Origin of the sequence: Halomonas sp. Mc5H-6 (assembly GCF_024124705.1) — a bacterium.
Lineage (GTDB): Bacteria > Pseudomonadota > Gammaproteobacteria > Pseudomonadales > Halomonadaceae > Vreelandella > Vreelandella subterranea.
In genome coordinates this window covers 33,690-47,044 of sequence record NZ_JAMXSI010000016.1, presented here as the reverse complement: position 1 = coordinate 47,044, position 13,355 = coordinate 33,690, and the positions used below count along the sequence as shown (strand labels likewise).

Annotated in this window: 11 protein-coding genes and 1 tRNA gene; 11 read left to right on the top strand and 1 reads right to left on the bottom strand. The window is 58.9% G+C overall.

The window, feature by feature from the left end; translation table 11 throughout:
- Positions 1-66: 66 nt before the first annotated feature.
- From dapB to greA, 4 genes are all read left to right on the top strand, one after another.
- On the top strand, positions 67-873 hold the full coding sequence (gene dapB, locus NH395_RS16830) for a 4-hydroxy-tetrahydrodipicolinate reductase (RefSeq protein WP_092827120.1): 807 nt from the start codon (positions 67-69) through the stop codon (positions 871-873).
- 391 nt (positions 874-1,264) lie between these two features.
- The gene (gene carA, locus NH395_RS16825) at positions 1,265-2,410 is read left to right on the top strand and encodes a glutamine-hydrolyzing carbamoyl-phosphate synthase small subunit (protein ID WP_253026522.1); all 1,146 of its coding nucleotides are present in this window, start codon (positions 1,265-1,267) and stop codon (positions 2,408-2,410) included.
- Between the two features lie 72 nt (positions 2,411-2,482).
- Entirely contained in the window at positions 2,483-5,713 is a 3,231-nt protein-coding gene (gene carB / locus NH395_RS16820; RefSeq protein ID WP_092827116.1) for a carbamoyl-phosphate synthase large subunit, read from the top strand.
- Complete coding sequence (gene greA / locus NH395_RS16815; protein ID WP_066316139.1) at positions 5,710-6,186, top strand: transcription elongation factor GreA; 477 nt, start codon at positions 5,710-5,712, stop codon at positions 6,184-6,186. Before carB ends, greA begins: the two co-directional genes overlap by 4 nt.
- Before the next feature lie 102 nt (positions 6,187-6,288).
- On the opposite strand, the gene yhbY is transcribed toward greA, so the two are convergent.
- The gene (gene yhbY, locus NH395_RS16810) at positions 6,289-6,615 is read right to left on the bottom strand and encodes a ribosome assembly RNA-binding protein YhbY (protein ID WP_066316136.1); all 327 of its coding nucleotides are present in this window, start codon (positions 6,613-6,615) and stop codon (positions 6,289-6,291) included.
- Between the two features lie 115 nt (positions 6,616-6,730).
- Between yhbY and rlmE the strand changes: the two genes are divergently transcribed.
- The 7 genes from rlmE (at position 6,731) to NH395_RS16775 (ending at position 13,274) form a co-directional block, all read left to right on the top strand.
- Positions 6,731-7,381, top strand: coding sequence for a 23S rRNA (uridine(2552)-2'-O)-methyltransferase RlmE (gene rlmE / locus NH395_RS16805; protein ID WP_253026494.1), 651 nt, complete (start codon positions 6,731-6,733; stop codon positions 7,379-7,381).
- Between the two features lie 202 nt (positions 7,382-7,583).
- Positions 7,584-9,584 (top strand): ATP-dependent zinc metalloprotease FtsH, encoded by a 2,001-nt coding sequence (gene ftsH / locus NH395_RS16800; protein ID WP_253026492.1) that lies wholly within the window; start codon positions 7,584-7,586, stop codon positions 9,582-9,584.
- 113 nt (positions 9,585-9,697) lie between these two features.
- On the top strand, positions 9,698-10,615 hold the full coding sequence (gene folP, locus NH395_RS16795) for a dihydropteroate synthase (RefSeq protein WP_253026490.1): 918 nt from the start codon (positions 9,698-9,700) through the stop codon (positions 10,613-10,615).
- Positions 10,612-11,961 (top strand): phosphoglucosamine mutase, encoded by a 1,350-nt coding sequence (gene glmM / locus NH395_RS16790; RefSeq protein WP_253026488.1) that lies wholly within the window; start codon positions 10,612-10,614, stop codon positions 11,959-11,961. Before folP ends, glmM begins: the two co-directional genes overlap by 4 nt.
- 78 nt (positions 11,962-12,039) lie before the next feature.
- A complete protein-coding gene (gene tpiA, locus NH395_RS16785) occupies positions 12,040-12,789 on the top strand; it encodes a triose-phosphate isomerase (RefSeq protein WP_253026486.1) in 750 nt (249 codons plus the stop codon).
- Between the two features lie 4 nt (positions 12,790-12,793).
- The gene (secG, locus tag NH395_RS16780) at positions 12,794-13,153 is read left to right on the top strand and encodes a preprotein translocase subunit SecG (protein ID WP_092827104.1); all 360 of its coding nucleotides are present in this window, start codon (positions 12,794-12,796) and stop codon (positions 13,151-13,153) included.
- A gap of 34 nt (positions 13,154-13,187) precedes the next feature.
- Positions 13,188-13,274, top strand: a tRNA-Leu gene (locus NH395_RS16775).
- Positions 13,275-13,355 lie beyond the last annotated feature (81 nt).

Genomic DNA, 13,355 nt, shown 5'->3' with positions numbered 1-13,355 from the left:
TGTTATAATCGCCTGCCTATATTCCCTTTATATTGATGCACTAGACCACTTAGCGCAGGAGTTTCCATGACTCGAGTTGCCATTGTTGGCGTCGCTGGCCGGATGGGCCGCACACTGGTAAACGCTGTTGAACAAGAGGCTGACGCCACGCTGGCCGGTGGTATCGTCGAGCCTGGCAGCTCCCTGGCGGGTGCCGATATTGGCGAGCTGGCAGGGCTTGGCAAGCGGGGCGTTACGGCGGTGGATTCGCTGGAGGCCATCGTGGACGATTTCGATGTGCTGATCGATTTCACTGCACCGCAGGTGACGCTGGCCAACCTGGCGTTCTGCGCCAAGCATGGCAAGCGCATCGTGATTGGCACCACGGGTATGAATGATGATCAGCTGGCTCAGTTGGATAGCTACCGTGATGACGTTGCGATGGTGTTTGCGCCCAATATGAGCGTGGGCGTCAACCTCACCCTGAAGTTATTGGAGACCGCCGCCAAGGCGCTGGGCGATGAAGGCTACGATATTGAAGTTATCGAGTCCCACCATCGCCATAAAGTGGATTCACCGTCGGGCACCGCCATCAAGATGGGCGAAGTGGTTGCGCAAAGCCTGGACCGCACGCTAAAAGAGCACGGCGTGTTTGAGCGGGTGGGGCAGTGCGGCCCGCGCACCGATAAAGAGATTGGTTTCGCCACCGTTCGCGCAGGCGATATCGTCGGCGAGCATACGGTGATGTTTGCCACTGAAGGCGAGCGTATCGAAATTACCCATAAGGCCTCCAGCCGCATGACCTTTGCCAAAGGTGCGGTGCGCGCGGCACGTTGGGTCGCGGGTCAAGAGAACGGCCGCTACGATATGCAGGATGTGCTGGCGTTGAACTAGATAAGCCACGCGCCTGCGATAGGGCCGTCCGGTCACTGAGGGGTAGTCTTGGGCCAGAAATTCCTGTAACATTCCAAAAATTTTGGCCGAGTGGCTGCCTTCAGGCAGCAAAATGTCTGCAGCGAAAGCACCGCGCTTGTTGCACTGGCCCCAGATTAGAGAGATAGCTAATCGCTGCACTATGACGGTTAGCCATGGATGAGAACAACAAGCGGGATGAAACCGATTTTTATCGGCGTCATCCCGCTTTTTTACGGCCGTTGTTTTAATGGCGACAGCTTCAATGACGATAGTTTTAAAGAATGAGCGTCGTGGATAATGAAGAAATTGCTGAGCCTGCGCCCACAGGCTCCCACCAGTCTGGGAGGATCTTGTTTTGAATAGCCCCGCATTGAGCAAACCCGCAATACTGGCTCTGGAAGATGGCAGTGTCTTCCACGGGACCGCCATTGGCGCGGATGGCGTCACAAGCGGTGAGGTGGTGTTCAATACAGCCATGACCGGCTACCAGGAAATCCTCACCGACCCATCCTATACCCGCCAAATCGTTACGCTCACCTACCCGCATATCGGCAATACCGGCACCAACAGCGAAGACGTGGAATCGGCTTCGATTGCCGCTGCAGGTCTGGTGATTCGCGACCTCCCGCTGCTGGCCAGCAGTTTCCGCTCCGAGCAAACGCTTTCAGACTATCTGAAAAGCCAGAACGTCCTGGGCATTGCCGATATCGACACCCGCCGACTGACGCGCATCTTGCGCGATAAGGGCGCTCAGAACGGGGCGATTCTGGCGGGCGCTGATGCCGAGGGCGATGATGCGGTAGCGCGAGCGCTGGAAGCCGCCCGCGCGTTTCCGGGCCTGAAGGGGATGGACCTTGCCAAGGAAGTGTCTTGCAAAGCGATCTATGAATGGTCGGAAGGCGAGTGGGCGCTGGGTGAAGGTTATGCGGATGCGACGCAAGGTGACCGCCCCTACCATGTAGTGGCGTACGACTACGGTGTGAAATTCAACATCCTGCGCATGCTGGCGTCACGCGGCTGCCGTCTGACGGTGGTGCCCGCGCAAACGCCTGCCGCCGAGGTCATGGCGCTGAACCCGGATGGCGTCTTCCTGGCCAACGGCCCGGGCGACCCGGAGCCCTGCGATTACGCCATCAAAGCCATTCAGGACGTGCTGGAAACCGACACGCCGGTGTTCGGTATCTGCCTGGGCCACCAACTGCTGGCGCTGGCCTCGGGGGCGAAAACCGTCAAGATGGGCCACGGCCATCACGGTGCCAACCATCCGGTGCAGGACCTGGATAGCGGCGCGGTGATGATCACCAGCCAGAACCATGGCTTTGCGGCAGACGAAGATAGCTTGCCGGATAACCTGCGTGCCACGCACCGTTCGCTGTTCGATGGCACCTTGCAGGGGGTCGAGCGTACTGACCGTCCGGCCTTCAGCTTCCAGGGGCACCCGGAAGCCAGCCCCGGTCCGCGCGATGTGGCACCGCTATTCGATCGCTTTATCGCCATGATGCAGGCGCGGCGCTAACGTAACCCTTGGCTGCCGCCATCCATCGTCGTCTTTTGTCGCTCATCGCCACCATTTTTTGCGGGAACCGTTATGCCTAAGCGTACCGATATCAACAGCATTCTTATCATTGGCGCTGGCCCGATCGTGATCGGCCAGGCCTGCGAATTCGATTACTCCGGCGCCCAGGCGTGCAAGGCGCTACGTGAGGAAGGTTTTCGGGTGATTCTGGTCAACTCGAACCCGGCGACCATCATGACCGACCCGGTCATGGCCGATGCCACCTACATCGAGCCAATCACCTGGCAGGCGGTCGAGAAAATCATCGAAGCCGAAAAGCCCGACGCCATCCTGCCCACCATGGGCGGCCAGACGGCGCTGAACTGTGCCCTCGATCTGGAAAAATATGGTGTGCTGGCCAAGCACGGCGTCGAAATGATCGGTGCCAATGCCGATGCGATCAACATGGCCGAAGACCGTGACCTGTTCGACCAGGCCATGAAGCGGATTGGCCTGGAATGCCCGAAAGCCAAAGTCGCCCATACCATGGAAGAAGCCTGGGATATCCAGGCGGAGCTTGGCTTCCCGACGATTATTCGCCCGTCCTACACCATGGGCGGCTCCGGCGGCGGCGTGGCGTACAACAAGGAAGAGTTCGAGGAAATCTGTATCCGTGGTTTCGAGCTCTCCAACAACCACGAGCTGCTCATCGACGAGTCGCTGCTGGGCTGGAAAGAGTACGAGATGGAGGTCGTGCGCGACAAGAACGACAACTGCATCATTGTCTGCGCGATCGAGAACTTCGACCCCATGGGCGTGCATACCGGCGACTCCATCACCGTGGCCCCGGCGCAAACGCTGACGGATAAAGAGTATCAGATCATGCGTGACGCCAGCCTCGCGGTGCTGCGCGAGATTGGTGTAGAGACCGGTGGCTCCAACGTCCAGTTCGGCATGGACCCGAAAACCGGCCGCCTGGTGGTGATCGAGATGAACCCGCGGGTGTCGCGTTCGTCGGCGCTGGCCTCCAAGGCCACCGGTTTCCCGATTGCCAAGATCGCCGCCAAGCTGGCGGTGGGCTATACCCTGGATGAGCTGCAGAACGATATTACCGGTGGGCGTACACCGGCGTCATTCGAGCCGTCCATCGACTACGTGGTCACCAAGATTCCGCGTTTCACCTTCGAGAAATTCCCCCAGGCCAACGACCGCCTGACCACCCAGATGAAGTCGGTGGGCGAAGTGATGGCAATCGGCCGTACCTTCCAGGAGTCGCTGCAGAAAGCCCTGCGCAGCATGGAAACCGGCAACGACGGCCTTGATCCGGTGATTACCGATTTCACGCCGGACAACATGGCAATTATCCAGGGCGAGCTCCAGGCCGCCGGTGCCGAGCGTATCTTCTTTGTGGCGGATGCCCTGCGTGCCGGGATGAGCGTCGAGGAAGTGTTTACGCTGACCAATATCGATCGCTGGTTCCTGGTCCAGCTGGAAGACCTGATTGCGACCGAGGCCGCGGTGGCTAAACGCTCCTTGAGTGAGTTCTCTGCCCGTGAGCTGTTCCAGCTTAAGCGCAAAGGCTTCTCCGACGCCCGCCTTGCCCGGCTGCTCGGCGTCGCGGAAAAAGAGTTTCGTAAAACGCGCCAGGCGGCGGGTATCCGCCCGGTCTACAAGCGCGTGGATACCTGTGCCGCGGAGTTTGCCTCGGATACCGCTTACATGTACTCCACCTACGAAGAGGAGTGTGAGGCGGACGTGTCCGATCGCCAGAAGATCATGGTGCTGGGCGGCGGCCCCAACCGGATTGGCCAGGGCATCGAGTTCGACTACTGCTGTGTGCACGCGGCGTTTGCCATGCACGACGATGGCTACGAAACCATCATGGTCAACTGCAACCCGGAAACCGTTTCGACCGACTACGACACCTCTGACCGGCTATATTTTGAGCCAGTGACCCTGGAAGACGTGCTCGAAATCGCCGACAAAGAAAAGCCGGTGGGCGTGATCGTCCAGTTTGGCGGCCAGACGCCACTGAAGCTCGCCCGCGAGCTCGAAGCAGCGGGCGTGCCGATTATCGGTACTACGCCGGACGCCATCGACCGCGCCGAAGACCGCGAGCGCTTCCAGCAGATGATCGGCAAGCTTGGTCTGAAGCAGCCGCCCAATGCCACGGCGCGCAGTTTCGACGATGCCTTTGCCAAGGCCGAAGCCATCGGCTACCCCCTGGTGGTGCGGCCCAGCTACGTGCTCGGCGGTCGGGCCATGGAAATCGTCTACGACGCCTCCGAGCTCGAAAATTACATGACCAACGCGGTGAAGGTGTCCAACGATTCGCCGGTACTGCTGGACCACTTCCTCAGCGCCGCGGTGGAGATCGATATCGACGCGGTCTCCGACGGCCAGCAGGTGGTCATCGGTGGCATCATGCAGCACGTCGAGCAGGCGGGCGTGCACTCCGGTGACTCGGCCTGCTCGCTGCCGCCTTACTCCTTGCCTGCCGACGTTCAGGACGAGATGCGCGACCAGGTCAAGAAGATGGCCGTGGAGCTGGGGGTCAAGGGGCTGATGAACGTGCAGCTTGCCTGGCAGGATGGCGAGATCTACGTGATCGAGGTCAATCCGCGTGCGTCGCGTACCGTGCCCTTTGTCTCCAAGTGCATCGGTACGTCGCTTGCCCAGGTCGCGGCCCGCTGCATGGCCGGTAAAACCCTTGCCGAGCAGGGATTTGAACGCGAAATCGTGCCGCACTTCTACAGCGTCAAGGAAGCGGTATTCCCGTTCAACAAGTTTCCGGGCGTTGACCCGATCCTGTCGCCGGAAATGAAATCCACCGGCGAGGTGATGGGGTCAGGCGATACCTTTGCTGAAGCCTTCTTTAAAGCCCAGTTGGGCGCGGGAGAAGCGATTCCAGCGCTCACCGGCGAGCGCAAGGCGTTTCTGTCCGTACGCGAGCCGGACAAGCAGGGGATTATCGAAGTGGCCCGTTCTCTGCTAACATTGGGTTTTACTCTTTGTGCAACGCGTGGCACGGCAGCTGCCCTGGAAGCGGCTGGTCTGTCAGTGGAGCACGTCAATAAAGTCTACGAAGGTCGTCCCCATATCGTCGATCTGTTGAAGAACGACGAAATCGCCTACATCGTGAACACTACCGAAGGTCGCCAAGCCATTAACGACTCTTCGGTCATTCGCCGTACTGCTCTCGCGCGCAAGGTGCCCTATGCGACCACCTTGGCGGGCGCTAATGCCGTTTGCATGGCGCTAGAGTACGGTAGGGAGATTACGGTGCGGCGCCTTCAGGATCTGCATGCAGGAGCAAGTCAATGAATAAGGTCCCGATGACGGTAGCGGGCGAGAAAAGTCTTCGTGATGAACTCAATCACCTCAAGAGCGAGGCGCGCCCCCAGGTGATTGCAGCTATTGCTGAAGCGCGTGAGCACGGCGACCTTAAGGAAAACGCCGAGTATCATGCCGCACGGGAGCAGCAGGGGTTTATCGAAGGGCGTATCCAGGAAATTGAAAGCAAGCTGTCAGGCGCCCAGGTGATCGATGTTACCAAGCTGCCCAAGACCGGGAAGGTGATTTTTGGCGTGACGGTATCGCTGCTCAATCTGGACACCGACGCTCAGGTGACGTACCGGATTGTGGGTGAAGACGAAGCCAATATTAAGTCAGGGCTCATCTCGGTGACATCACCAATTGCCCGTGCGCTTATCGGTAAAGAGGAAGGCGATGCGGTCGTGGTGACGACCCCGGGTGGCGACGTCGAGTACGAGATCGAGAGCGTTGAGCACCTCTGACTCAAGCTGGAAGCATGAAGAAAAACACCCCCGCAACCATGGCTGCGGGGGTGTTTTGTATGACGGCGAGTGGGGCATGCTGGCGTCTAGCTCGGGCGAAATTCAGTGGCGGCCGTGGTGATTTTCGAAGCGTTTGATGTTCGAGAGCTTCGGGTTCACTTGCGGGTTGCGGCGATAAAGCAGCGCCATCTTGCCTATGGTCTGAACCGGTTCTGATTGGCTGTGGTTGATCAGTTCCTCGAGCATGGCGGCGCGATCATCGCGTTCCGGCAATGCCAGCTTTACCTTGATCAGTTCGTGGTCGTTGAGCGCACGGTCGAGTTCAGCCAGTAAATTGTCCGAGACGCCGTTCTCTGAAACGGTGACGACCGGATTCAAATGGTGACCAATGCTGCGAAATGCTTTCTTTTGTGCCTGTGACAAGCTCATGGTATCTTGCGGTATCCCAGTTTGCGCTTAACGTTCCATCTTACGGTGAAACGCCACCAAGTGAAAGACATGGTGTAAAAGCGTGCCATCGCCTCTTCCAGTGTTAGATTCTGTCATGCAGCAAACGCCCCCGGGCCGTAAGCGGCCAACGAGCAAAACCAGCGCAAGCTGGATGAAAGAGCATTTTGACGATCCTTACGTCAAGCAAAGCTGGCAGGATGGCTATCGCTCCCGGGCGAGCTATAAACTGCTTGAGATCGACGAAAAAGACAGGCTGCTGCGGCCTGGCATGACCGTCATCGACCTTGGCGCTGCGCCAGGGGGATGGAGTCAAATTGCCGCCGAGAAAGTAGGCCCGCAGGGCAGGGTCATCGCCTCCGATATTCTCGACATGGATGGGCTGGCCGATGTGTCCTTTGTTCAGGGGGACTTTACCGAGGAGTCAGTGCTCAACGCGATTCTTGAGCAGCTGGAAAATCGTCCGGTAGACCTTGTGATGTCGGACATGGCCCCCAATATGAGTGGCATGGCGGCGATTGATCAGCCGCAAGCCATGTATCTGGTGGAGCTGGCGCTTGAGCTGGCGCGTGAAACGCTTTCTCCGGGAGGGCAATTGCTGGTAAAGGTCTTCCAGGGCGAAGGCTTTGACAGTTATTTAAAAGAGCTTCGCGGAAGCTTCAAGCGGGTGGTGACGCGCAAACCCGGTGCGTCTCGGGCGCGGTCCCGAGAAGTCTATCTGCTGGCGGATGGCTTTCGGGGGGCATGATCAGCGCTAGGTCTATCGACAGGATTTATCACCGCGATAGCCAGACAGACAGTTGCAAAGTGTGTCACATTACGTTTTAGAGGCGAGCGTGGCACAGACGGCCCAAGGTATTAGACACCTTGGCAATGGTTGAACCCTCGAGGCTAGTGTAAGGTCTCACCTGTAGGTTTAACTGACGGATTCTTGTAATGAGGGTAGCCCCTTGAACGATATGGCAAAGAACCTGATTCTGTGGCTGGTCATCGCGGCCGTGCTACTGACAGTGTTCAATAATTTCAGTACCGAGAGTGCACCCCAGACAATGAACTACACCCAGTTCGTTGAGCAGGTGCAGGACCAGGAAGTGCGCAGCGTCACCATTGATGGCTATACCATCACCGGTGAGCGGACAGATGGTTCACAGTTTCAGACAATTCGTCCAGCGGCAGAAGATCCCAAGCTGATGGATGATCTGCTGAGCAACGACGTGACGGTGATCGGTAAAGAGCCGGAGCAGCAAAGCATCTGGACGCGTCTACTGATTGCCAGCTTCCCAATTCTGCTGATCCTGGCCATTTTCATGTTCTTCATGCGTCAGATGCAGGGCGGTGCCGGTGGAGGCAAAGGCGGCCCGATGAGCTTTGGCAAGTCCAAGGCCAAGCTTCTCTCCCATGACCAGGTCAAGACGACGTTCTCGGACGTTGCCGGTTGCGATGAAGCCAAGGAAGAGGTCGAAGAACTCGTCGACTTCCTGCGCGACCCGACCAAGTTCCAGCGTCTGGGCGGTACCATTCCGCGTGGTGTTCTGATGGTGGGCCCACCGGGTACCGGTAAAACGCTGCTGGCGAAGTCGATTGCCGGCGAAGCCAAGGTGCCGTTCTTTTCCATCTCCGGCTCTGACTTCGTGGAAATGTTTGTCGGTGTCGGTGCGTCCCGCGTTCGCGATATGTTCGAGCAGGCCAAGAAGCAGGCGCCGTGCATCATCTTTATCGATGAGATTGATGCGGTAGGCCGCTCGCGCGGTGCTGGCATGGGTGGCGGTAACGACGAGCGTGAACAGACCCTGAACCAACTGCTGGTCGAGATGGACGGCTTCGAGGCCAACGAAGGTGTCATCGTGATTGCGGCTACCAACCGTCCTGACGTGCTTGACCCCGCATTGCTGCGTCCTGGGCGTTTTGACCGTCAGGTAACCGTTGCCCTGCCCGATATCCGGGGGCGTGAGCATATCCTCGGCGTGCACCTGCGTAAGGTGCCGCTGGCCGATGACGTCAAGCCGCAGCTGATTGCACGCGGCACGCCCGGCTTTTCGGGTGCCGACCTGGCCAACCTGGTCAACGAAGCTGCCCTCTTTGCGGCCCGTCGTAACAAGCGGCTGGTCAGCATGGAAGAGCTCGATCTGGCCAAGGACAAGATCATGATGGGCGCTGAGCGCAAATCCATGGTCATGACCGACAAGGAAAAGCTCAATACGGCTTACCACGAGTCGGGCCACGCGATTATCGGCCTGGTGGCCCCGGGCCACGACCCGGTTTACAAGGTAACGATCATTCCTAGGGGGCGGGCATTGGGTGTCACCATGTTCCTGCCCGAAGAGGATCGTTACAGCCTGTCGCGCCAGCAAATCCTGAGTCAGATCTGCTCGCTGTTCGGTGGTCGTATTGCCGAAGAGATGACGCTTGGGCCTAACGGTGTTACCACCGGGGCGTCCAACGACATCAAGCGCGCCACTGAGCTTGCCCATAACATGGTTGCCAAGTGGGGGCTGTCGGATGAAATGGGCCCGATCATGTACGACGAGGACGAGTCCCACCAGTTCCTCGGTGGCCCGGGTCAGGGCGGTTCCAAGATGAAGTCGGGTGAAACCACCACGCGGCTTGATAAGGAAGTCCGCAAGATCATCGATGATTGCTACGAGGAGGCGCGCCGCATTCTGACCGAAAATCGCGATAAGCTGGATGCGATGGCGGAAGCGCTGATGAAGTACGAAACCATTGATGCCGACCAGCTAAAAGATATTATGGACGGCCGCGACCCGCGTCCGCCGGAAGGCTGGAATGACGGCGATTCATCCGGTGGTGGAACGCCTGCATCAAGCGATCAGTCCAGCGCGTCCCCCAGCGATACGCGTAATGGTGATGAGGCAAGTGGCGATGGTGATTCAGATGACGAAGAGCCTAGCCGTCGACCCTCTGACCCCCTAGGTGGCCCTGCCGGCCCTTAGGCTCCAAGTCCGGCCGTTGCGCTAACATCAAGGCGTCCCCAAACGGGACGCCTTTTTGTTATGCTGTGCACGCACCTATAATACCGATATGTTTTTTCCGACCAGGCGACAGCATGACTTTTACGGCACGTCCCACCCCGTCGGCGCCGCTGGCGCAGTTTCCTGCGCAACTGCGTTGCGGCCGACATTTACTTGATCTGTCCTTTCCTCGTGTCATGGGCGTTTTGAACGTCACACCGGACTCATTCTCTGATGGTGGCCAGCACGTGGCATTGGACGATGCGTTGCGGCGCGCCGAGCAAATGCTGGCGGAAGGCGCCGCCATGATTGATGTGGGGGGGGAATCGACTCGCCCTGGTGCCTCCCCCGTCGGCGAGCAGCAGGAGCTTGATCGTGTTGCGCCGGTCGTGGAAGCACTGGTACGCGAGCTGGATGCGCTTGTTTCGATGGACACCAGTTGCCCCGCCGTCATGCACGAGGCGAGTGCGCTGGGGGCCGGCATGATCAACGACGTGCGGGCACTCGAGCGGGATGGGGCCCTGGCGGCCGCCATGGGTAGTGGCTTGCCGGTGTGCCTGATGCACCGCCAGGGCGAGCCCCAGAATATGCAGCAGGCGCCCGCCTACGATAAGCCCATCGAAGAGGTGGTGGTCGACTACCTGGCGGCCCGAGTCGCCGAGTGCGAGGCCGCAGGTCTGCGCCGTCATCGCCTGCTCGTGGACCCAGGCTTTGGTTTTGGTAAAACGGTCGAGCACAATCTGCGCTTGCTGAATCGCATGGATGTCCTTCAGTCGCTGGGCCTGCCGGTACTCGCGGGCATGTCGCGCAAGAGCATGATCGGTAAAGTGCTGGGTCGCCCCATCGACGAGCGGCTGCCAGGCGGGCTTGCGCTGGCGGCCATGGCGGTTGAGCGCGGGGCGAATATTGTACGCGTCCACGATGTGGGGCCGACGGTCGACGCCGTCAATATGGCGTGGGCCGTGTGGCAGGAAGGCTGCGAGGCCTCTACCAGCAAGGAGAGTAACGCATGACAAGACGCTATTTTGGTACGGACGGTATTCGCGGGAGGGTCGGTCAGTCACCGATTACCGCCGATTTCATGCTCAAGCTGGGCTGGGCGGCGGGTCAGGTATTGCGCCGGGAGAAAGGTCGTACCCGGGTGTTGATCGGCAAGGACACGCGTATTTCGGGTTACATGTTCGAGTCTGCGCTTGAATCAGGACTGTCTGCTGCGGGGGCCGACGTGGCACTACTGGGGCCAATGCCGACCCCCGGTATTGCCTATTTGACGCGCACTTTTCGTGCCGATGCCGGGATCGTGATTTCAGCCTCGCACAACCCCTTCGATGATAATGGCATCAAGTTTTTTTCGGCAGAGGGTAAAAAGCTCCCGGATGCGATTGAAGACCGAATCGAGACCATGCTGGATGCGCCGCTGACCACGGCGGATGCGGCCCAACTGGGCAAGGCCATGCGTATTGACGATGCTGCCGGCCGTTATATCGAGTTTTGCAAATCGACCCTGCCCGATCGCCTTAGCCTGCATGGCTTGACCATTGTGCTCGACTGCGCGCATGGTGCCACCTACCACATCGCCCCGAGTGTGTTTCGTGAACTGGGGGCTGAGGTCAGCGTCATTGGTGGCACCCCGGATGGCCTGAATATCAACCATGACGTTGGCTCGACGCACCCGGCCGCGCTGCGTGCGGCGGTGATCCAGCAAGGCGCCGACCTGGGGATTGCCTTCGACGGCGATGGCGACCGTGTGTTACTGGTCGATTCCGATGGCCGTGAAGTCGACGGGGACGACATTCTTTACCTGATCGCCCGGGATCGCCAGGCGCGCGGTCTGCTGGAAGGTGGCGTGGTAGGCACGCTGATGAGCAACTTTGGCTTGGCGATGGCGTTTGAAAAAATGGGTATTCCATTTGAGCGCGCCAAGGTCGGAGACCGTTTCGTGATGGAGCGTATGGCAGCCAATCAGTGGGAGCTGGGTGGCGAATCGTCGGGCCATATCTTGTGCAGCCATGTCCAGACCACCGGAGATGGCATCGTGTCAGCGTTGCAGGTGTTGGCGCTGATGATGCGTGAGCAGCAACCGCTCCCCGCCTTGTTAAGAGGGTTGGAAAAAGTCCCGCAGGCGCTGGTGAACGTCAGGTTGCCTGCAGGGACAAATGCCAAGGACGTGATGGCCTCGGAGCCGCTTCAGAAGGCAGTGTCCGCTCTCGAAAAGGAGTTGGGCGATGAAGGTCGTGTCTTGCTAAGGGCGTCAGGCACTGAGCCGTTAATTCGTGTCATGGTGGAAGGCCGCGCGCATCTGGACGTCGACAAGTTGGCAAATCGCCTGGCCGAACAAGTGCAGGCGCTGCTTAAATAGCGTCTGCTGACAATAGCGGTTGTCTTGACAAGTCCGCTCCTATACCATTTCGCTCCACCTTGAGTGTGAGGAGGCTTCATGCGTAGGCCATTAATTGCCGGTAACTGGAAAATGAACGGTTCGACGGCTCTGGTGAAAGCGTTTGGCGATGCGTTTGCAGCCGCCAGGTTGCCCGCTGGCGTCGATGTGGTCGTGATTCCGCCTTTTCCCTACCTGGAAACGGCGCGGCAGGCCTTCAGGAATACGTCGCTAAAACTCGGGGCGCAGACGCTCAATCCTCAGCCCTCGGGCGCGCATACCGGTGAAGTCAGTGGCAGTATGCTGCAGGAGTTTGATGTCGCTTATGTACTGGTCGGTCATTCAGAGCGGCGGCAGCTTTATCAGGAAACTGACGAGCAGGTATTTGACCGTCTGATGGCGGCCCTGGCGTCAGGGCTTACGCCGATTCTCTGTGTCGGGGAAACCCTGGAGGAACGCGATGCGGGGCACACCATGGATGTCGTGCTGCGCCAGGTAGAGTACGTAATGTCTCGCCTGGAGCCCGCCCAGCGTTCTGAGGTGGTCATCGCCTATGAGCCGGTATGGGCGATTGGCACAGGGCGAACGGCAACGCCTGAGCAGGCTCAAGAGGTCATGGCCGGTATTCGGTCTTATCAGGCCTCGTTCGATGCGGTACTTGCCGAGCAGCTCAAGCTGTTGTACGGCGGCAGCATGAACGCAAACAATGCGGCTGAGCTGCTTGCTCAGCCGGATATCGACGGCGGTTTGGTGGGCGGCGCTTCGCTCAAAACCGACGATTTTCACGCCATTTGTCAGTCAGCAGGATAACGCCATGCAAGTTGCAATTCTTATGGTCCACGTGGTGATTGCGATCGCCCTGGTTGTGCTCATCCTGCTTCAGCAGGGTAAAGGTGCCGAAGCAGGTGCCGCCTTCGGTGGCGGTGCGTCGCAAACGGTATTTGGTTCACGCGGCAGCGGTAATTTTCTGTCCCGTTTCACGGCCATCCTTGCAGCAGGCTTTTTCGTCACGTCGATGGCGCTGGCCTACTTTGCCACCCAGGCAGGACAGGCGCCGGAAGCGGGTATTCCTGACGCTAACCTGATCGAGCAACAGCAAAGTGCACCAATGCTTGACGAAGGTAACGAAAGTGCGGATAATGCCGCGCCAGTGCTAGAGGAAAGCAGCGAGTAACTGATTGATCTTGCTTTCTCGAGCCTCCCCTGATGCCGAAGTGGTGGAATTGGTAGACACGCTATCTTGAGGGGGTAGTGACCTTACGGTCGTGCGGGTTCAAGTCCCGCCTTCGGCACCATCTGATGCGCTGGTTCGCCAGTTCCCCAGACGTAATAAACGCTCCTTGGTTGAAGCGTCTAAAGGATAAAAGACAGCTTGA

Coding starts and splice junctions, on each gene's coding strand:
- dapB (WP_092827120.1), top strand. CDS start 67: ATGACTCGAGTTGCCATTGTTGGCGTCGCTGGCCGGATGGGCCGCACA.
- carB (WP_092827116.1), top strand. CDS start 2,483: ATGCCTAAGCGTACCGATATCAACAGCATTCTTATCATTGGCGCTGGC.
- greA (WP_066316139.1), top strand. CDS start 5,710: ATGAATAAGGTCCCGATGACGGTAGCGGGCGAGAAAAGTCTTCGTGAT.
- yhbY (WP_066316136.1), bottom strand. CDS start 6,615: ATGAGCTTGTCACAGGCACAAAAGAAAGCATTTCGCAGCATTGGTCAC.
- rlmE (WP_253026494.1), top strand. CDS start 6,731: ATGCAGCAAACGCCCCCGGGCCGTAAGCGGCCAACGAGCAAAACCAGC.
- folP (WP_253026490.1), top strand. CDS start 9,698: ATGACTTTTACGGCACGTCCCACCCCGTCGGCGCCGCTGGCGCAGTTT.
- glmM (WP_253026488.1), top strand. CDS start 10,612: ATGACAAGACGCTATTTTGGTACGGACGGTATTCGCGGGAGGGTCGGT.
- tpiA (WP_253026486.1), top strand. CDS start 12,040: ATGCGTAGGCCATTAATTGCCGGTAACTGGAAAATGAACGGTTCGACG.
- secG (WP_092827104.1), top strand. CDS start 12,794: ATGCAAGTTGCAATTCTTATGGTCCACGTGGTGATTGCGATCGCCCTG.